At 62.5% G+C, this 18,588-nt stretch carries 19 protein-coding genes; 1 reads left to right on the plus strand and 18 read right to left on the minus strand.

Annotated elements, in window-relative coordinates; genetic code table 11:
• Positions 1-95: 95 nt before the first annotated feature.
• A complete protein-coding gene (leuA, locus tag IFT80_RS06940) occupies positions 96-1,766 on the plus strand; it encodes a 2-isopropylmalate synthase (RefSeq protein WP_192137033.1) in 1,671 nt (556 codons plus the stop codon).
• Between the two features lie 206 nt (positions 1,767-1,972).
• On the opposite strand, the gene IFT80_RS06945 is transcribed toward leuA, so the two are convergent.
• From IFT80_RS06945 to IFT80_RS07030, 18 genes are all read right to left on the minus strand, one after another.
• Positions 1,973-2,773: an amidohydrolase gene (locus tag IFT80_RS06945; RefSeq protein ID WP_192053944.1), complete on the minus strand. Its 801-nt coding sequence runs from the start codon at positions 2,771-2,773 to the stop codon at positions 1,973-1,975.
• Entirely contained in the window at positions 2,770-3,918 is a 1,149-nt protein-coding gene (locus IFT80_RS06950; RefSeq protein ID WP_192137035.1) for a pyridoxal phosphate-dependent aminotransferase, read from the minus strand. Before IFT80_RS06950 ends, IFT80_RS06945 begins: the two co-directional genes overlap by 4 nt.
• Before the next feature lie 320 nt (positions 3,919-4,238).
• On the minus strand, positions 4,239-5,702 hold the full coding sequence (gene der / locus IFT80_RS06955; protein WP_192137037.1) for a ribosome biogenesis GTPase Der: 1,464 nt from the start codon (positions 5,700-5,702) through the stop codon (positions 4,239-4,241).
• A 120-nt stretch (positions 5,703-5,822) separates the two neighbouring features.
• Positions 5,823-6,977, minus strand: coding sequence for an outer membrane protein assembly factor BamB (gene bamB, locus IFT80_RS06960; protein ID WP_122479542.1), 1,155 nt, complete (start codon positions 6,975-6,977; stop codon positions 5,823-5,825).
• Complete coding sequence (locus IFT80_RS06965) at positions 6,970-7,611, minus strand: tetratricopeptide repeat protein (RefSeq protein WP_122479543.1); 642 nt, start codon at positions 7,609-7,611, stop codon at positions 6,970-6,972. The genes bamB and IFT80_RS06965 overlap by 8 nt, the downstream gene beginning before the upstream one ends.
• 42 nt (positions 7,612-7,653) lie before the next feature.
• Positions 7,654-8,943: a histidine--tRNA ligase gene (gene hisS, locus IFT80_RS06970; protein ID WP_122479544.1), complete on the minus strand. Its 1,290-nt coding sequence runs from the start codon at positions 8,941-8,943 to the stop codon at positions 7,654-7,656.
• A 22-nt stretch (positions 8,944-8,965) separates the two neighbouring features.
• The gene (ispG, locus tag IFT80_RS06975; RefSeq protein ID WP_122713484.1) at positions 8,966-10,075 is read right to left on the minus strand and encodes a flavodoxin-dependent (E)-4-hydroxy-3-methylbut-2-enyl-diphosphate synthase; all 1,110 of its coding nucleotides are present in this window, start codon (positions 10,073-10,075) and stop codon (positions 8,966-8,968) included.
• 1 nt (position 10,076) lies between these two features.
• Positions 10,077-11,060 (minus strand): RodZ domain-containing protein, encoded by a 984-nt coding sequence (locus IFT80_RS06980; protein ID WP_192137039.1) that lies wholly within the window; start codon positions 11,058-11,060, stop codon positions 10,077-10,079.
• Positions 11,057-11,812: a type IV pilus biogenesis/stability protein PilW gene (gene pilW / locus IFT80_RS06985; protein ID WP_043186565.1), complete on the minus strand. Its 756-nt coding sequence runs from the start codon at positions 11,810-11,812 to the stop codon at positions 11,057-11,059. The genes IFT80_RS06980 and pilW overlap by 4 nt, the downstream gene beginning before the upstream one ends.
• A gap of 14 nt (positions 11,813-11,826) precedes the next feature.
• Positions 11,827-12,975: a 23S rRNA (adenine(2503)-C(2))-methyltransferase RlmN gene (gene rlmN / locus IFT80_RS06990; RefSeq protein ID WP_122479547.1), complete on the minus strand. Its 1,149-nt coding sequence runs from the start codon at positions 12,973-12,975 to the stop codon at positions 11,827-11,829.
• Positions 12,976-13,003: 28 nt separating this feature from the next.
• Positions 13,004-13,429 (minus strand): nucleoside-diphosphate kinase, encoded by a 426-nt coding sequence (ndk, locus tag IFT80_RS06995; protein ID WP_043186559.1) that lies wholly within the window; start codon positions 13,427-13,429, stop codon positions 13,004-13,006.
• Between the two features lie 88 nt (positions 13,430-13,517).
• The gene (gene iscX / locus IFT80_RS07000) at positions 13,518-13,718 is read right to left on the minus strand and encodes a Fe-S cluster assembly protein IscX (RefSeq protein ID WP_122479548.1); all 201 of its coding nucleotides are present in this window, start codon (positions 13,716-13,718) and stop codon (positions 13,518-13,520) included.
• A 13-nt stretch (positions 13,719-13,731) separates the two neighbouring features.
• Complete coding sequence (gene fdx / locus IFT80_RS07005; protein WP_122479549.1) at positions 13,732-14,073, minus strand: ISC system 2Fe-2S type ferredoxin; 342 nt, start codon at positions 14,071-14,073, stop codon at positions 13,732-13,734.
• A 3-nt stretch (positions 14,074-14,076) separates the two neighbouring features.
• Positions 14,077-15,939 (minus strand): Fe-S protein assembly chaperone HscA, encoded by a 1,863-nt coding sequence (gene hscA / locus IFT80_RS07010; protein ID WP_185794076.1) that lies wholly within the window; start codon positions 15,937-15,939, stop codon positions 14,077-14,079.
• A gap of 46 nt (positions 15,940-15,985) precedes the next feature.
• Entirely contained in the window at positions 15,986-16,507 is a 522-nt protein-coding gene (hscB, locus tag IFT80_RS07015) for a co-chaperone HscB (protein WP_192137041.1), read from the minus strand.
• Between the two features lie 8 nt (positions 16,508-16,515).
• A complete protein-coding gene (gene iscA / locus IFT80_RS07020) occupies positions 16,516-16,839 on the minus strand; it encodes an iron-sulfur cluster assembly protein IscA (protein ID WP_122479552.1) in 324 nt (107 codons plus the stop codon).
• A 90-nt stretch (positions 16,840-16,929) separates the two neighbouring features.
• Positions 16,930-17,316, minus strand: coding sequence for a Fe-S cluster assembly scaffold IscU (gene iscU, locus IFT80_RS07025; protein ID WP_043186545.1), 387 nt, complete (start codon positions 17,314-17,316; stop codon positions 16,930-16,932).
• 53 nt (positions 17,317-17,369) lie between these two features.
• Positions 17,370-18,584 (minus strand): IscS subfamily cysteine desulfurase, encoded by a 1,215-nt coding sequence (locus IFT80_RS07030; RefSeq protein ID WP_122479553.1) that lies wholly within the window; start codon positions 18,582-18,584, stop codon positions 17,370-17,372.
• Positions 18,585-18,588: the final 4 nt, after the last annotated feature.

Consider the following 18,588-nt stretch of genomic DNA (forward strand, 5'->3'; position numbering starts at 1 on the left):
GCACGACTGCCTGGCTGAAACGCGTCGCCTCGCCTCTTCACCATTCGAATGACCGGCAGGCCCTTTCCCCAGGCTGCTCACCAAGGATTTTCACCATGTCCATGCTCAAAGACCCGTCGCAGAAGTACCGTGCGTTCCCGACTATCGACCTGCCCGACCGCACCTGGCCGTCGAAAGCCATCACGGTGGCCCCTATCTGGTGCAGCTCCGACCTGCGAGACGGCAATCAATCGCTGATCGAGCCCATGGACGCGGCAAAGAAGCTGCGCTTCTGGAAAACCCTGGTCGCCGTTGGCGTGAAGGAAATCGAAGCCTCCTTCCCCTCCGCCTCGCAGACCGATTTCGATTTCGTGCGCACCCTGATCGAAGACGGCCACATCCCGGACGACACGACCATTCAGGTGTTGACCCAGGCCCGCGAAGACCTCATTGCGCGCACCTTCGAATCGCTCAAGGGCGCCAAGAAGGCCATCGTTCACCTGTACAACGCCACGTCGCCGTCCTTCCGCAAGATCGTGTTCAACCAGGACAAGCAGGGCGTCAAGGACATAGCGGTAAATGCCGCCAAGCTGTTCGTCAAATACGCAGCCCAGCAGCCTGAAACCCAGTGGACCTTCCAGTACTCGCCGGAAACCTTCAGCGCCACCGAACTCGAGTTCGCCAAGGAAGTCTGCGATGCGGTGATCGAGGTGTGGAATCCCACCCCGCAGAACAAGGTCATCCTCAACCTGCCGGCCACCGTGGAGGTGTCCACGCCCAACATCTATGCCGACCAGATCGAATGGTTCGGCCGCCATATCAGCCGTCGCGACAGCGTGCTGTTGAGCCTGCACACGCACAACGACCGTGGCACCGGCGTGGCTGCCACCGAGCTGGGCCTGATGGCCGGCGCGGATCGCGTCGAAGGCTGCCTGTTCGGCAATGGCGAACGTACCGGCAACGTCGACCTGGTGACCCTCGGCTTGAACCTGTACACCCAGGGCGTCAATCCCGAGCTGGATTTTTCCGACATCGACGGTATCCGCAAGGTGGTCGAAGAGTGCAACCAGTTGCCGGTGCATCCTCGTCATCCGTACGTGGGCGATCTGGTTCACACCGCGTTCTCCGGCTCGCACCAGGATGCCATCCGCAAGGGGTTCACCCAGCAGAAGGAAGGCACGTTGTGGGAGGTGCCATACCTGCCGATCGACCCGGCCGACATCGGTCGCAGCTACGAAGCAGTCATCCGCGTGAACAGTCAGTCGGGCAAGGGTGGCATCACCTACCTGCTGGAACAGGAATACGGCATCAGCCTGCCGCGCCGCATGCAGATCGAGTTCAGCCAGGTGGTACAGGGTGAAACCGACCGCCTGGGCCTCGAGATGACCGCCCAGCAGATCTACGCCTTGTTGCGTAAAGAGTATCTGCAGGCCAACACGCCTTACGCGCTGATCAGTCATCGGTTGCAGGAAGAAAACGGCAACAGTGCCGTGGACGTCGAAGTGCACAGTGACGGAGAAACCCAACACTGGCGTGGCAAGGGCAACGGCGCGCTGGAAGCGCTGGTCGCCTCCATGCCAATCGCCGTCGAGATCATGGACTACAACGAACACGCTATCGGCGCAGGCACGAACGCCAAGGCCGCAGCCTACATCGAGCTGCGGGTGGCCGGTGGCCGTCCCGTGCATGGCGTGGGTGTGGATGAAAACATCACCACGGCCAGCTTCAAGGCCCTGTTCAGCGCGCTGAACCGGTCGCTGAGCCAGCAGGAAGCCAAGGCGGCCTGACGCCTCAGGCCACACAAGAGCCGGCCCATCAGGGCCGGTTTTTTTATGCCTGCGCTACCCCGTAGGAGCGGTCATCGGCCACGAAAAACACACCGCAGTGTGTCAGGCATAACGCCATGAACCCTTCGCGGCCACAGACCGCTCCTACATACTATCGAATCATCGGCCGCGAAAAACGCACCGCGGCGTGTCAGGCATGAGCGTTCCTAGCGCAGCTCGTATTCGTCAGCGTCCAGATGGGCCGGGAACCTGCCGCGGTAGGCGCGCAACGCTTCGGTACTTAGGCTTGCGTGGAAGACCCCGTCGGCCTCGCCAGCGCTCAGCAGATTCTCGCCCTGAAAGTCCAACACCTGGCTGTCGCCTGTGTAGGCAAAGCCCTTGCCATCGGTGCCCACGCGGTTCACTGCGGCTACGTAACACAGGTTCTCGATTGCCCGAGCTGGCAGCAGGCGGTTCCAGTGCATGCGTCGCGCGCCCGGCCAGTTGGCGGTGTACAGCAGCAGGTCAGTGCCTTGGGCATCGCGGCTCCACACTGGAAAACGCAGGTCGTAGCAGATCAACGGACGCACGCGCCAGCCCTTCACGGAAAACACCGCCTGGTGCTCCCCAGCACTGTAGTGCTCGTGCTCTGCAGCCATGCGAAACAGATGGCGCTTGTCGTAATGCAGCATCTGGCCGTCCGGGCACGCCCACAACAGGCGGTTGCGATAGCTGCCGTCTGCAGCCTGGACGATCACGCTGCCGGTCACTACCGCGTCGAGCTTGTCGGCCCACGCCAACAGCCAGCCGTGAGTCACCCCATTCTCCGGCTCGCACTGGCTTTCGGACTCCATCGAGAACCCTGTGGTGAACATCTCCGGCAGGACCACCAGATCTGCACCCCGCGCGTGCTCGAGCAAGGCATCGAAGTGCTCGAGATTGGCTTCGCGGTCGTGCCAGGCCAGCTGGGTCTGCACCAATGCGAGCTTGAGTTCCGGGGCATGCTCGACAACAGTCGCTTCACTCATATTCGGCATAATGTGCTCGCTGCCTCGCGCAGCGTCTCCTCACGTTTGGCGAAACACAATCGGATCAGGCGCTGATCCGCTACCGGGGTGCGATAGAACACCGACACCGGAATGCTCGCTACCCCATGCTCGCGCGTCAACCACAGCGCCATGTCGACATCGTTCAAGTCAGGCCGGATCGCCGAATAGTCGACCAGTTGAAAGTAGGTACCGGGCGTGGGTGTCAACGTGAAGCGGGAATCCGCCAGCAGGTCGCAGAGCAGATCACGCTTGCCTTGATAGAACGCCGGCAGCTCATCCACATGTCCAGGGTGTGCGGCCATGTAGTCGGCCAACGCGTACTGCAGCGGCGTGACCCCGCAGAAGCTGACGTACTGGTGCACCTTGCGCAGTTCCCGGCTCAGGGCCGGCGGTGCGATCACATAGCCGGTTTTCCAGCCCGTGACGTGGTAGGTCTTGCCGAACGAGCTGACCACGAACGCGCGCTCATACAAGCGTTCATGAGCGAGCACGCTGGCGTGAGCGACGCCGTCGAACACCAGATGCTCATAGACCTCGTCGCTGAGTATGTAGATGTCGCGGTCGGCGATCAGTGCCGCCAACCGGTCCAGTTCCGCGGCACTGATCAAGGCACCGCTGGGATTATGCGGCGTGTTGATGATGATCATGCGTGTGCGCGCGGTAATGGCATCGCTCAACCGCTGCCAGTCGATCGTGAAGTTCTCGGCATCCAGCTGCACGTGCACGCAGGTGCCGCCAGCCAGCTCGACCGAGGGTTCGTAGCTGTCGTAGCAGGGATCGAACACAATGACTTCATCGCCGGGGCGAATGACTGCCTGGATCGCGCAGAAAATTGCCTGGGTGGCGCCCGGTGTGATGGTGATCTCGGTTTCGGCGTTCACAGTGCGCCGGTACAGACGCTCGACCTTGATCGCCACCTGTTCGCGCAGGGCCGGTAGGCCGGTCATGGGCGAGTATTGGTTGTGGCCTGCCAGCACGTGGCGACCCACCGCCTCGAGCAGGGCGGGCGGACCGTCGAAATCCGGAAAACCCTGGGACAGGTTCAAGGCGCCGGTTTGTGCGGCAAGTTGCGACATGGTGGTGAAGATGGTGGTGCCGACATTCGGCAGCTTGCTGCTGATCATGAGCTGCTCCCTGGAAAACCGTTCTCCAGTGTAGCAGGCAGACCGCATCCACCGCCGACGCGGCTTGCGCCGCTGCTACGGGGGGCGTGGTGTGTCTGACGGACCGCATCCACCGCTGACGCGGCTTGCGCCGCTGCTACGGGGGGCGTGGTGTGTCTGACGGACCGCAACCACCGCTGACGCGGCTTGCGCCGCTGCTACGGGGGGCGTGGTGTGTCTGACGGACCGCATCCACCGCCGACGCGGCTTGCGCCGCTGCTACGGGTTACACATTTTCCTGTAGCAGCGGCGCGAGCCGCGTCCGGCGTCACCACGGTGTATCAACGCTTGTCGCGGCGCTTCTTGTCGGCCTTCTTGTGGTGCGACATCAGGCGGCGCTTCTTGTTGACCTGGCGATCGGTGAGGGTGTTCTTGTTGCCCTCGTACGGGTTCTCGCCACCCTTGAACTCGATACGGATCGGCGTACCGACCAGCTTGAGCACCCGGCGATAGGTGTTTTCCAGATAGCGCACATACGACTTGGGTACCCGCTCCACCTGGTTGCCGTGGATCACGATCAACGGCGGGTTGGCACCACCCAAGTGCGCGTAACGCAACTTGATGCGGCGGCTGTTGACCATCGGCGGCTGGTGCTCCTGCACCGCATCCTCGAGGATCTGCGTCAGGCGGCTGGTGGGCCAACGCGTGATCGCCGACTTGAACGAAGCCTGCACCGATGCATACAGGTTACCCACGCCGGTGCCGTGCAGCGCCGAGATGAAGTGGATGTCGGCAAAGTCGACGAAGAACAACCGCCGCTCCAGCTCGACCTTCACATAGTCGCGCTCGCTGGGCTGCATGCCATCCCACTTGTTCAGCGCGATGACGATGGCACGACCGGTTTCCAGGGCGAAGCCCAGCAGGTTCAAGTCGTGGTCGACCACGCCTTCGCGCGCGTCCATGACGAAGATCACCACGTTGGCGTCCTTGATCGCCTGCAGCGTCTTGACCACCGAGAACTTCTCGACTTCCTCGTGGATCTTGCCGCGCTTGCGCACACCGGCCGTGTCGATCAGCGTGTATTTCTCTTCGTTGCGCTCGAAGGGAATGTAGATGCTGTCGCGGGTAGTGCCCGGCTGGTCATAGACGATGACCCGGTCTTCACCGAGCATGCGGTTGACCAGGGTCGACTTGCCAACGTTGGGCCGACCGATGATGGCGATCTTGATGCCATCCTTCTCGCTCGGGCCCGGGATGCGCACGGCCTCCTCGCCTTCGGCCACATCGGCTTCGAGGTCGACTTCGTCATCGTCGCGCGGAAACTCGCCCAAGGCGGTTTCGAGCAACGTGTTGAGGCCGCGGCCCTGGGCACCGGCCACGGGAATCGCGTCGCCCATGCCCAACGGGGCAAATTCGGCCTTGGCCATTTCCGGGTCGACGTTGTCGACCTTGTTGGCCACCAGCAGCGAGCGCTTGTTACGCTTGCGCAGGTGTTCGGCAATCATCTGGTCGGCGGCGGTGAAACCGGCGCGCGCGTCGACCAGGAACATCACGACATCGGCTTCTTCGATGGCCAGCAGCGACTGCTCGGCCATCTTTTCGTCCATGCCGTGCTCGTCACCGGAAATACCACCGGTATCGACCAGAATGTAGGAACGCCCTTGCCAGCGCGCCTCACCGTATTGGCGATCACGGGTAAGACCAGACAGGTCGCCGACAATGGCGTCACGGCTCTTGGTCAGGCGGTTGAACATGGTGGATTTACCGACGTTGGGTCGGCCCACCAGGGCGATTACGGGAACCATGCGGCTCTCCACTGCGTTGATTCAGAAAATACAAAGGCCGCTGCAGGCAGCGGCCGGAGTTCGAGGCGCTTCAAAGGAAGCGGCTTGCCGACACCCGCGGGTGTCAGCAAGCATAGTCAATCACTGCTTGACGGTCAGGGCTTCCAGCTTGCCACTGTTGCCGAAAATATAAAGCATGTCACCGACGACCAGCGGGCGAGCCCGCACGCCATCGCTGTCGACCCGGGTGCGGCTGACGAAACGACCGTCTACCTGGCTCAACAGATGGACATAACCTTCCAGGTCGCCCACTGCGATGTAGCTGGAGAACACTTCGGGCGCCGACAACTGACGACGAGCCAGCTGGTCGTTGCTCCACAGGGCGGTGGTGGAACGCTCGTCGACGCCCTCCACGGTTCCCGAGGCCAGGCTGGTGTAGACGTTGCCGAAGCCCTGCGCGACACCTGCGTAGCTGGAGGCATCACGCTGCCACAGCACGCGCCCGCTTTCCAGGTCCAGGCCGGCCATGCGGCCCTGATAGGTGGTCACATACAACGTGCCACCGGACAGCAGCAGGCCGCCGTCGATATCGACCACCCGATCCAGCTCGGAGCGGCCCTGGGGCACGGCAACCCGCGCTTCCCAGACCGGCACGCCGTTGGAGATGTCGAGTGCCACGACCTTGCCGGTCGACAGCCCGGCAATCGCCAGCTGGTTGGTCACCAGCGGCGCGCCCGTACCGCGCAGGGTCAGCACCGCCGGGGTGCTGTCGTATAGCCAGCGCTGGTCGCCAGTGCTGGCATCCAGGCCGATCAGGCGATCATCCTGGGTCTGCACTACAACGACGTTGCCATTGTTGGCCGGTGGCGCCAGCACTTCACTGTTCACCCGCGCCTTCCAGCGCTGTTCGCCGGTATCGGCGTCCAGAGCGATCACATCACCACGCAGAGTCCCCAGGGTCACCATGCCGTAGCTCACACCGACGGCACCGGAAACCGGCTGGTCCAGATCCTTCTTCCACAACACGTCACCGGTCATGCGGTTCATCGCGACCACTTCACCGGTTACATCGGCGGCGTAGATACGGTCGTTCTCGACGGCCGGCACGAGCATGTTGTAGGTCTTGCCCTGGCCATCGCCGATACCGCGGCTCCAGACCTTCTGCAAGGACACTTCTTCCTTGAAGTCGGTCAGCTCGGCCGGTGGCAGTTCCTTCTTGCTGTTGCTGCTGCAACCCACGGCCATCAAGGCCAGGGCCAGCAATGCTGCATGTTTCCAACGGATCACGTCACGCATCCCCTTTGGCCAGGTCGTCGAGCTTGATTTGAAGGCCACCCACCGCCGCTTCATCGGACAGCGCAGCCTTGGCTTTTTGATACGCGGCATAGGCGTCGTCGCTGCGGCCCAGTTGCACCAGCAGGTCGCCCTTGAGCTCTTCGCGGGCCGCCAGGAAGGCCTTGTCGGTGTCGCCGTCGAGCAGCTTCAAGGCGTCTTCGGCCTTGTTCTGCGCGGCCATGACCTGTGCCAGGCGCTGACGCGCGACCTCACCCAAGGTGGTATCGGCTGGCTTGTCGACCACCGTCTTGAGCTCGGCTGCAGCGTCATCGAGCTTGCCGGCATCGACGGCAGCCTTGGCCAGGAACAGGCTGGCGTACTGCGCGTAGGCAGTACCGCCGAACTCGTTCTTGAGCTTGCCGGCCAGATCCGCCACCTGGGCGGTATCGGGCTTGCCGGTCGGGGTCAGGCTGGCTTCCAGCAACTGCTGGTACAGGTTGGAAGCGCTCTGCGACTGGTTGCTCTGGTATCGGGTCCAGGCTTGCCAGCCGAACACGATGACCAGGGCCAGCAGGCCACCGGTCACCAAGGGCTTGCCGTTACGCTGCCACCAGTCCTTGAGTTCGCCCATTTGTTCGTCTTCGGTACTCGACACCCCAATGCTCCTATTCGCGCAAATGCTTGATGCTTGCTTGATTCAGCCCTGCACAACGCAGGTCGCCAGATGGTCGGCCAATGCCGACCAGGCAATGTTCTGTTGTTCGCCCTGGCCGCGCAGGGGTTTGAAACCTACCACTTGTTGGGCCAGTTCGTCGTCCCCCAGGATCAAGGCATGCAACGCACCGCTCTTGTCGGCTTTCTTGAACTGACTCTTGAAGCTGCCGGCACCGGCATTGACCATCAAGCGCAGCCCAGGCACTTCGTCGCGCAGCCGCTCGGCCAGGGTCAGACCTGCCAGCTCGGCCTGCTCGCCAAATGCACACAGGTACACATCGACCTGTCGGGAAATCGACTCGGGCACCTGCTCCAGGGTTTCGAGCAGCAGGATCAGACGCTCGATGCCCATGGCAAAGCCCACGCCCGGTGTCGGCTTGCCGCCCATCTGCTCGACCAGGCCATCATAGCGGCCACCGGCACAGACGGTGCCCTGGGCGCCCAGCTTGTCGGTGACCCATTCGAAGACGGTCTTGCTGTAGTAGTCCAGGCCACGCACCAGCTTGGGGTTGATCACGTAGGGAATGCCGGCGGCGTCCAGACGTGCCTTCAAACCTTCGAAATGCACGCGCGACTCGTCGTCGAGATAATCCGCCAGCTTCGGTGCGTTGACCAACACCGCCTGGGTTTCCGGGTGCTTGGTATCGAGCACGCGCAGCGGGTTGGTTTTCAGACGACGCTGACTGTCTTCGTCGATCTGGTCCAGGTGCGCGGTGAGAAACTCCACCAGCGCCTCGCGATAGCGACCGCGCGCTTCGCTGGTACCCAGGCTGTTGAGTTCCAGGGTGACCGCGTCACGGATCCCCAGCAGCTTCCACAGCCGCCAGGTCAGCACGATCAGCTCGGCATCGATGTCCGGGCCGTCGAGGTTGAAGACCTCCAGGCCAATCTGGTGAAACTGACGATAGCGCCCTTTCTGCGGCCGCTCATGACGAAACATCGGCCCCATGTACCAGAGCTTCTGCACCTGGCCACCACCGCTCAAGCCATGTTCGAGCACTGCGCGAACACAGGCTGCAGTGCCTTCGGGGCGCAGCGTGAGGGAATCGCCGTTGCGATCCTCGAAGGTGTACATCTCTTTCTCGACGATATCGGTGACTTCGCCGATGGAGCGCTTGAACAGGTCGGTGAACTCGACGATGGGCATGCGGATCTGGCGGTAGCCGTAGCCGTCCAGCAAACCGGCCACGGTGCCTTCGAAGTAGCGCCACAGCGGCGTCTGCTCGGGCAGGATGTCGTTCATGCCACGAATGGCTTGCAGAGTCTTGCTCACAAAATATCCTTAGAAATCCCGGTTAGCCGCGAATGATCAACGCCGCGTCGGCTTCGACCTTTTCCGCTGCCTTCTGCCGGATCAGCCTTTCGAGCTCATCCACCAGATTGTCGTTGGTCAGTTTCTGTGACGGCTTGCCGTCGATGTAGATCAGGTTTGGCGTACCGCCAGTCAGACCGACATGGGCCTCCTTGGCCTCGCCCGGTCCGTTGACCACGCAACCGATGACCGCGACGTCCAGCGGCACCAGCAGGTCTTCGAGACGCCCTTCCAGTTCGTTCATGGTCTTGACCACGTCGAAGTTCTGTCGCGAACAGCTGGGGCAGGCAATGAAGTTGATGCCACGCGAACGCAGGCGCAACGACTTCAGGATGTCGTAACCAACCTTGACCTCCTCCACCGGATCGGCTGCCAGCGAAATGCGAATGGTGTCGCCGATACCGTCCGCCAGCAGCATGCCCAGACCGACCGCCGACTTGACCGTGCCGGAGCGCAGGCCACCGGCCTCGGTGATGCCCAGGTGCAAGGGCTGGATGATCTGCTTGGCGAGCAGGCGATAGGCATCGACGGCCATGAACACGTCGGACGCTTTCACGCTGACCTTGAAATCGTGGAAGTCCAGGCGCACCAGATGCTCGACGTGGCGCAGCGCAGACTCGACCAACGCTTCGGGCGTCGGCTCGCCGTACTTCTTCTGCAGATCCTTTTCCAGCGAGCCTGCGTTGACGCCGATCCGGATCGGGATACCGCGGTCGCGAGCGGCATCGACCACGGCGCGCACGCGGTCTTCGCGACCGATGTTGCCGGGGTTGATGCGCAGGCAGTCCACGCCCAGTTCGGCCACACGCAAGGCGATCTTGTAGTCGAAGTGGATGTCTGCCACCAGCGGCACGCTGACGCGCTGCTTGATGCGACCGAACGCCTCGGCGGCGTCCATGTCGGGCACGGACACGCGCACGATGTCGGCACCGGCATCGACCAGACGCTGGATCTGCCCCACGGTGGCATCGACGTCATTGGTATCGGTATTGGTCATGCTTTGCACGGCAATGGGCGCATCGCCCCCCACCGGTACCGAGCCAACCCATATTTTGCGCGATTCGCGGCGCTTGATCGGAGATTCACCGTGCATGTTATTGCCCCAGCTTCATGCGAGCAGTATTGCCCTTGGTAAAGGGCGCGACATCCACCGCTTGACCGTTGTAAGTCACCTGGGCGGCATTGGCCACGCCCAGGCGTATGGCGAACGGCGGCTTGCCGCCGACCTGAAGATTCTCGCCGGAACGCTTGAGACCGCTGTACAGGACCTTGCCGGTGGCATCACTGACCTGAGTCCAGCAATCGGCGACGAAATTGATCCCGACCTGGCCTTGCCCGGCCACTGGAGCTTCAATGGGCGCAGGGACGGCAGCCGGGTCGGCAGCACTGCTAGTCGGGGCGCTGCTCGGGCTCGGCGCGGCAACGATCGCTGGTGTCTGCGCCGCAACCGGCGGCTGCGCCGCGGTGGCGGCAGGCGTACCGGTGGTGGCCGGGTCGACCGGGGCCTGGCCCTGGTTCAGGCTCAAGGCCGTCGGCTCGCCCTCGCGCGCAGCCACGACCGCCTGGTCTTCAGGCTCGTCGAGCGGATGGATCTGGGTGGTGCCATCGGCGCTTTCGACTTCGACGTGCTCCAGCGCGACGTTGGTCGGATCGGTGCCCCGCGCGGTGGTCTTGTCCTGCCACCAGAGGAAACCGCCACCCACCAGCGCCAGTACCAGCATCAGGCTGACGATGCGCAGCAGGTTGTGAGCCAGGCGCGATGGTTCTTCGATGCGACCCAGGCCATGCACGTTGCTGCCCTGCGCATTGGTGCCCGTGTACTGGTCGAACGCCTGCACCAGTACTGCCTGATCCAGACCCAGCAACTTGGCATAGGCGCGGATGTAGCCACGGGAAAAGGTGTGCCCGGGCAGCTTGTCGAACGCGCCCGCTTCCAGGTTGGCCAGCGAAGTGGGCGTGAGATTGAGCCGTGCGGCCACCTCAGGCAACGACCACTCTTTGCTTTCGCGGGCCTGACGCAAGGTATCGCCGGGGTTTACACGAGAGCCTGCTGCTACTTCGGGATGCGCCGCTTTCATCTTTGCTCCGACAGGTATTGCTGATATTCCGGCGTACCGGGATAAAGCCGTTTGAGTTGCAGGCCATAACTGGCGGCCTTGTTCTTGTCTTCGTAGACTTTCGCCAGACGCGTGCCAAGCAGCAGGCTGCGCGCGGTGTGCTCGCTCAACTGGGTGAACCGGTCGAAATACTCCTTGGCCGGCACATAATGCATGTCCTGGTATGACATCTCGGCCATTTCCAGCAACGCACGGGGCTGCTGGCGGTTGAGCCGCAGGGCCTTCTCCAGGTTCTGCTGTGCCACCTCGCGCTGCCCAAGGGCCACGGCGGTCATGCCGAGGTTCTCGAAGACCCGTGAACGCTCCGGGTAAAGCGTATCGGCGGCGGCCTTCTCGAACAGTTCATAGGCTTCCTTGTAGCGTTTCTGCTCGTACAGAAAACTGCCGTAGTTGTTCAGGATACGGGCATCGCTGCGAGCGTTCAAAGCCTTGCGAAAATGCTGCTCGGCGAGCTCCGGTTCCATCTCCGCCTGGAACACCAGGGCCAGTGCGGCATTGGCGTCGGCGTCGGAGCTGTTCAGCTCCAGGGCCTTCTTCAAGGGAATCTTCGCCCGTTCGGTACTGCCTTCCTGCAGGTAGCCCAGGCCCAGTTGCACATAGGCCTGACGTGCCTCGTCCCGCCCCTTGCTGGTGTCCATCGGATTGACCTTGCCCGTGGTGACGCAGCCGGTCAGCAAGGCGAATACGATCAGCAGCGCAGCGCGCAGGGTCATGGGGTTCCTCTCGCTCAGTTCCGATTCGCGGCAGTTTGCGGCATATCGGCCTCAGCGCCTAATTGGCGTACGGCGATGTAGCGTTCACTGCGGCGCGTGCGGTCCATGACCTGACCCACCAGCTGGCCACAGGCCGCGTCGATGTCCTCGCCGCGGGTGGTGCGTACGGTGACGTTGAAGCCAGCCTGATGCAGGTGATCCTGGAAACGACGGATCGCATTGTTGCTCGGGCGCTCGTAGCCGGAATGCGGGAACGGGTTGAACGGAATGAGGTTGACCTTGCAGGGCACGTTCTTGAGCAACTCGACCATTTCCACGGCATGCTCGAGCTGGTCGTTGACGTCCTTGAGCAGGGTGTACTCGATAGTCAGCACGCGCTTCTCGCCCAGCTGCGACATGTAGCGCTGGCACGACTCGAGCAGCATCTTGAGCGGGTACTTCTTGTTGATCGGCACCAACTGGTTGCGCAACGCGTCGTTGGGCGCGTGCAGCGACAGGGCCAGGGAGACGTCGATGTGATCGGCGAGCACGTCGATCATGGGCACGACACCCGAGGTCGACAGGGTGACCCGGCGTTTGGAGATGCCATAGCCCAGGTCATCCATCATCAGGCGCATGGCCGCGATGACGTTGTCGAAGTTCAGCAGCGGCTCGCCCATGCCCATCATCACCACGTTGGTGATGGCACGGTCGACGGTCGCCGGGACGCTGCCGAAGGATTTATTGGCAATCCACACCTGGCCAATGACTTCGGCGGCGGTGAGGTTGCTGTTGAAGCCTTGTTTGCCGGTGGAGCAGAAACTGCAATCCAGCGCACAGCCCGCCTGGGACGACACACACAAGGTGCCACGCTTGCCCTGGGGGATGTACACGGTCTCGACGCAGCTGCCGGACGCCACGCGCACCACCCACTTGCGGGTGCCGTCGGTGGAGATGTCCTCGCTGACCACTTCGGGGCCGCGGATCTCGGCACAGGCCTTGAGCTTTTCGCGCAGGGCCTTGCCGACGTTGGTCATGGCATCGAAATCGTCCACGCCAAAATGGTGAATCCACTTCATGACCTGACCGGCACGAAAGCGCTTCTCCCCGATCGAGTCGAAGAACTGTTCCATTTCCGGTTGAGTCAGACCCAACAGGTTCGTCTTGCCAGTCATATCAGTCATGGGTTCACCTTCACTCGTTGGCCGTGGCTTAGCGAGTGGTTACTTCGGTAGTAGCGAAGAAGTATGCGATTTCGCGGGCAGCAGCGGCTTCGGAGTCCGAACCGTGGACGGCGTTGGCGTCGATGGATTCGGCGAAGTCGGCACGGATGGTACCGGCAGCAGCTTCTTTAGGGTTGGTAGCACCCATCAGTTCGCGGTTCAGAGCGATGGCGTTTTCACCTTCCAGAACCTGGACGACGACCGGGCCGGAAGTCATGAAGGCAACCAGCTCACCGAAGAAGCCACGAGCGCTGTGTTCGGCGTAGAAGCCTTCGGCTTCGGCTTTGGACAGTTGCTTGAGTTTCGAGGCAACGACGCGCAGGCCGGCTTTTTCGAAACGAGTGGTGATCTCGCCGATGACGTTCTTGGCGACAGCGTCGGGCTTGATGATGGAGAAAGTACGTTGAACAGCCATGTGAAACTCCAGAAACAGTGATTGAAGCGAAAAATTAAACCCGCGAATTATACGCGGGTTCCGGGGTATTGCCTAACCTGCAAATCGATCAGTCCTTTTCGGCAGCCCAGAGGGTCTGCACCGCTTCGAGCACCTTCTCGCCGACGCGACCGGAGGCGTCGTCGAAATCAGGCAACGCCTTGATCATCTGCTGCAGGCGGGTGAAGCCGATCGAATACGGATCGAGTTCCGGATGCCGTTCTTCCAGCTCCTCGGCGATCCGCTGTACATCATTCCAACCATAGCTCATGACGATTCCTCGGTCAGTGCGGCGCTTCGGCGGCGTGATTGAGCGAGTACTTGGGAATCTCGACGGTGATGTCCTGGGTGCCGACCTTGGCCTGGCAGCTCAGGCGCGACGTCGGCTCAAGGCCCCAAGCGCGATCGAGGAAATCCTCTTCCAGCTCGTCGGCTTCTTCCAGCGTGTCGAAACCGGCACGGATCACGCAATGGCAGGTGGTGCAGGCGCACACGCCGCCACAGGCACTCTCGATCTCGATGTGATGATCGTGGGCAACGTCGAGCAGCGACCGGCCAGTTTCAGCTTCGACCACCATGCCGTCCGGGCAATGCTCGGCGTGGGGCAGAAAAGTCACCTTCGGCATCAGTTATTCCTCAATTTCATTCAGGTTGCGCCCTGACAGGGCGTCTTTCACGGCATTGTTCATACGACGCGCGGCGAAGGCATCGGTCACCTGCGACAGCAGCTTGGTCTGCTGTTCGATGGCCGGACCGTCGTCGCCCTTCACCCGCGCGCGCAACTCGTCCATCTGCAGGCCGATCACCATGCGCTCTTCGTCGTCGAGCAGACGCTCGCCATCGGCGTCCAGCGCGGCCTGTACCGCTTCGAGCAGACGCTCGCCGTCGACCTGGTGCTCGCGCAGCTGGCGAGCGACCTTGTCGTCACCGGCGTACTGGAAGGAATCGGTGAGCATCCTGGCGACCTCGCCATCGGTCAGGCCATAGGAGGGCTTGACCTGAATGCTCGCTTCCACGCCAGAGCCCAGCTCGCGCGCGGACACACTGAGCAGGCCATCGGCATCGACCTGAAAGGTCACACGGATCTTCGCCGCGCCGGCCACCATGGCTGGGATGCCACGCAGCTCGAAACGGGCCAGCGACCGGCAGTCGCTGATCAGCTCGCGCTCACCCTGCAGAACGTGCACGAGCAAGGCCGACTGGCCGTCCTTGTAGGTGGTGAAATCCTGGGCACGCGCAACGGGAATGGTGGTGTTGCGCGGAATCACCTTCTCCATCAGCCCGCCCATGGTTTCCAACCCCAGGGACAGCGGGATGACGTCCAGCAGCAACAGCTCGCCGCCGTCGCGCTTGTTGCCGGCCAGGGTATCGGCCTGGATGGCCGCACCGATGGCCACCACCTGATCGGGGTCGATGTCGGTCAACGGCTGGCGCCCGAACAGCTCGCCGACCGCTTCACGTACCCGCGGCACGCGGGTAGAGCCACCGACCATGACCACGGCAAGGATCTCGTCGATCTCGATGCTGGCGTCACGCACGGCGCGTCGGCAGGCCTTGAGGCTGCGCGCGATCATGGGTTCGATCAGCGCCTGGAAGGCGTCGCGCGTGAGCTCCGCACTCCAGGTGCCGTATTCGATGGTGGCGCTGTACGACTGGCTCAGGGCTTCCTTGGCAGCGCACGCCGCCTGCAGCAGCTGGCGCTGGGCACCGGGGTCGAGGTTGGCGGATACGCCCGCCTGCTCGACGATCCAGCCTGCGATGGCATGATCGAAATCGTCGCCACCCAGCGCGCTGTCGCCGCCGGTGGCCAGCACTTCGAAGACCCCGCCGGTCAGGCGCAGGATGGAGATATCGAAAGTGCCACCGCCCAGGTCGTAGATCGCCACCAGCCCTTCGGCGTGCTGATCCAGGCCATAGGCGACGGCAGCGGCCGTCGGCTCGTTGAGCAGGCGCAGCACGTTCAGCCCGGCCAGGCGCGCGGCGTCCTTGGTGGCTTGCCGCTGGGCGTCATCGAAATAGGCGGGAACGGTGATCACCGCCCCGACCAGGTCGCCGCCCAAGACGTCTTCGGCGCGCTGGCGCAGGGCCTTGAGAATATCGGCAGACACTTCCACCGGGCTTTTCGGCCCTTGGACGGTCTGGATGAACGGCATGTGCGACTCGCCACCGACGAAGCGGTAGGGCAATTGCTCGCCCAGCTGCTTGACGTCGGCCAGGCCACGGCCCATCAGGCGCTTGACCGAGAGTACGGTGTTGAAAGGGTCGCTGGCGGCGGCAGCCTTGGCAGCCGCTCCGACCTCGACACGATCGGCGTGATAGCGAACGGCAGACGGCAGGATGACCTGCCCGTCTGCGTCTGCCAGGGGTTCGGATAGACCGCTGCGCAGCGCAGCGACCAGCGAATTGGTAGTGCCCAGGTCGATCCCCACGGCCAGACGACGCTGGTGTGGTTGAGGACTCTGGCCAGGTTCGGCGATCTGCAGTAGGGCCATGCTTATCAGGTCAGGAATTCAGGCGTGTGGCCGTAGCGACACTGGGTTAATCGTCGAGGCGCTCTTCGAGCTGGCGCACTTCATAAGAAAGCTTGTCGAGAAACTGCATGCGCCGCATCAGGCGTTCGGCCTGTTCGCGTTCCGCCGCGTCATCCCAACAGGCAGCGAAGCTGTCTTCGAGTTCAGCCTGCGCGGCCTTGACCCGCCGCTTGAAGGCGGCCACACCGGGCAAGTCGGCGCTGTCCTGCAGGTCTTCGAGCTCTTCGCGCCACTGCATCTGCTGCAGAAGAAAGTCCGGGTCATGGACCGTGACTTCCTGCGGTACTTCCCGCCCGCCGATGGACAGCAGGTAACGCGCACGCTTGGGCGCAGCCTTCAGGGTCTGGTAGGCATCATTCAAACCCGCGGACTTTTCCAGCGCCTGGCGCTGCTCGCGCTCGGAAGCGTCGGCAAAGCGATCGGGGTGGACTTCACGGGCCAACTCGCGGTAGCGGGTAGCCAGCTGGTCGAGATCCAGGCGAAAGCCGGGCTTGAGGTCGAACAGGGCGAAATGACAAGGAGTACCCACGGTCAGCCTCAGATATTGAAGCTTTCGCCGCAGCCACATTCGCCGCGTACGTTGGGGTTGTTGAACTTGAAGCCTTCGTTCAACCCTTCCTTGACGAAATCGAGCTCGGTACCGTCCAGGTAGACCAGGCTCTTGGGATCGATGATCACCTTGACGCCATGGTTCTCGAAGACCTTGTCTTCGCTGCCGGCTTCATCGACGAACTCCAGCACGTAGGCCAACCCCGAGCAACCGGTGGTGCGTACGCCCAAACGAATGCCGTCACCCTTGCCACGCCCTGCCAGGGAGCGGCGAACGTGGTTGGCGGCGGCTTCTGTCATGCTGATGGCCATCGTGACTCCTTACCTGCAAACGGTTGCGCGCGAGCGGTCACCCGCACCGCGCTGTATCGAACCTGCGACTGTGTCCAGCTTCGCTCTGACTCAGAGCAGACCTTTCTTCTGCTTGTAGTCGCGTACGGCCGCCTTGATGGCGTCCTCGGCGAGCACCGAGCAGTGGATCTTCACCGGCGGCAACGCCAGTTCTTCGGCCAGCTGGGTGTTCTTGATGGTTTCGGCTTCGTCCAGGGTCTTGCCCTTCATCCACTCGGTGGCGAGGGAGCTGGAAGCGATGGCCGAACCGCAGCCGTACGTCTTGAACTTGGCATCTTCGATGATGCCCTGCTCGTTGACGCGGATCTGCAGACGCATCACATCGCCGCACGCCGGAGCGCCGACCATGCCAGTGCCGACATCGGCATCTTCGGCGTCCATCTTGCCCACGTTACGTGGGTTTTCGTAGTGGTCGATGACCTTTTCACTGTAAGCCATGATATTGATCCTTACTGAAACTCATCAGGTAAGCCGCTCTTGCCGGCAGCTACTTAGTGCGCCGCCCACTCGATCTTCGAGATATCGACACCGTCTTTGTACATGTCCCACAGCGGCGACAACGCGCGCAGCTTGGTGACGGCCTCGCAGACTTTCTGCGCGGCGTAATCGACTTCTTCCTCGGTGGTGAAGCGACCGAAGGTGAAACGAATGGAGCTGTGTGCCAGCTCGTCGTTGCGGCCCAGGGCGCGCAGCACGTACGAGGGCTCGAGCGAGGCCGAGGTGCACGCGGAACCGGAAGACACTGCCAGGTCCTTGAGGGCCATGATCAGCGACTCGCCTTCGACATAGTTGAAGGACAGGTTCAGGTTGTGCGGTACGCGGGCAGTCAGGCTGCCGTTGACGTACAGCTCTTCCAGGTTTTCGACCTGCTGGTAGAACCGGTCGCTGAGGGCCTTGATGCGTGCGTTCTCGTCCGCCATGGTTTCCTTGGCGATACGGAAGGCTTCACCCATGCCGACGATCTGGTGCGTGGCCAGGGTGCCCGAACGCATGCCGCGCTCGTGACCACCGCCGTGCATGGCAGCTTCCAGACGAACGCGCGGCTTGCGGCTGACGTACAGCGCGCCGATACCCTTGGGGCCATAGGTCTTGTGCGCCGAGAACGACATCAGGTCGACCTTGAGCGCGGCCAGGTCGATGTCGACCTTGCCGGTGGACTGCGCAGCATCGACATGGAACAGCACGCCGCGCGAACGGGTCAGTTCGCCGATGGCCGCGATGTCGTTGATCACGCCGATTTCGTTGTTCACGTGGATGACCGAAACCAGGATGGTGTCATCGCGCATCACCGCTTCGATCATGGCCGGGGTGACCAGGCCATCGGTGCCGGGCTCGAGATAGGTGACGTCGAAGCCTTCACGCTCGAGCTGGCGGGTGGTGTCCAGCACCGCCTTGTGCTCGATCTTGGTGGTGATGATGTGCTTGCCCTTGGTCTGGTAGAAGTGCGCCACACCTTTGATCGCGAGGTTGTCGGACTCGGTGGCACCGCTGGTCCAGACGATTTCGCGCGGGTCGGCACCGACCAGGTCGGCCACTTGGCGACGGGCGTTTTCGACGGCTTCTTCGGCTTTCCAGCCGAACACGTGCGAACGGGAAGCCGGGTTACCGAAGTTCCCATCCATCTGCAGGCATTCGATCATCTTCTGTGCAACGCGTGGATCCACTGGCGTGGTCGCGGAGTAATCGAGGTAAATCGGCAACTTCATTGGT

The sequence above is a fragment of the Pseudomonas sp. CFBP 8771 genome, from assembly GCF_014841695.1.
Taxonomy (GTDB): Bacteria; Pseudomonadota; Gammaproteobacteria; order Pseudomonadales; family Pseudomonadaceae; genus Aquipseudomonas; species Aquipseudomonas baltica.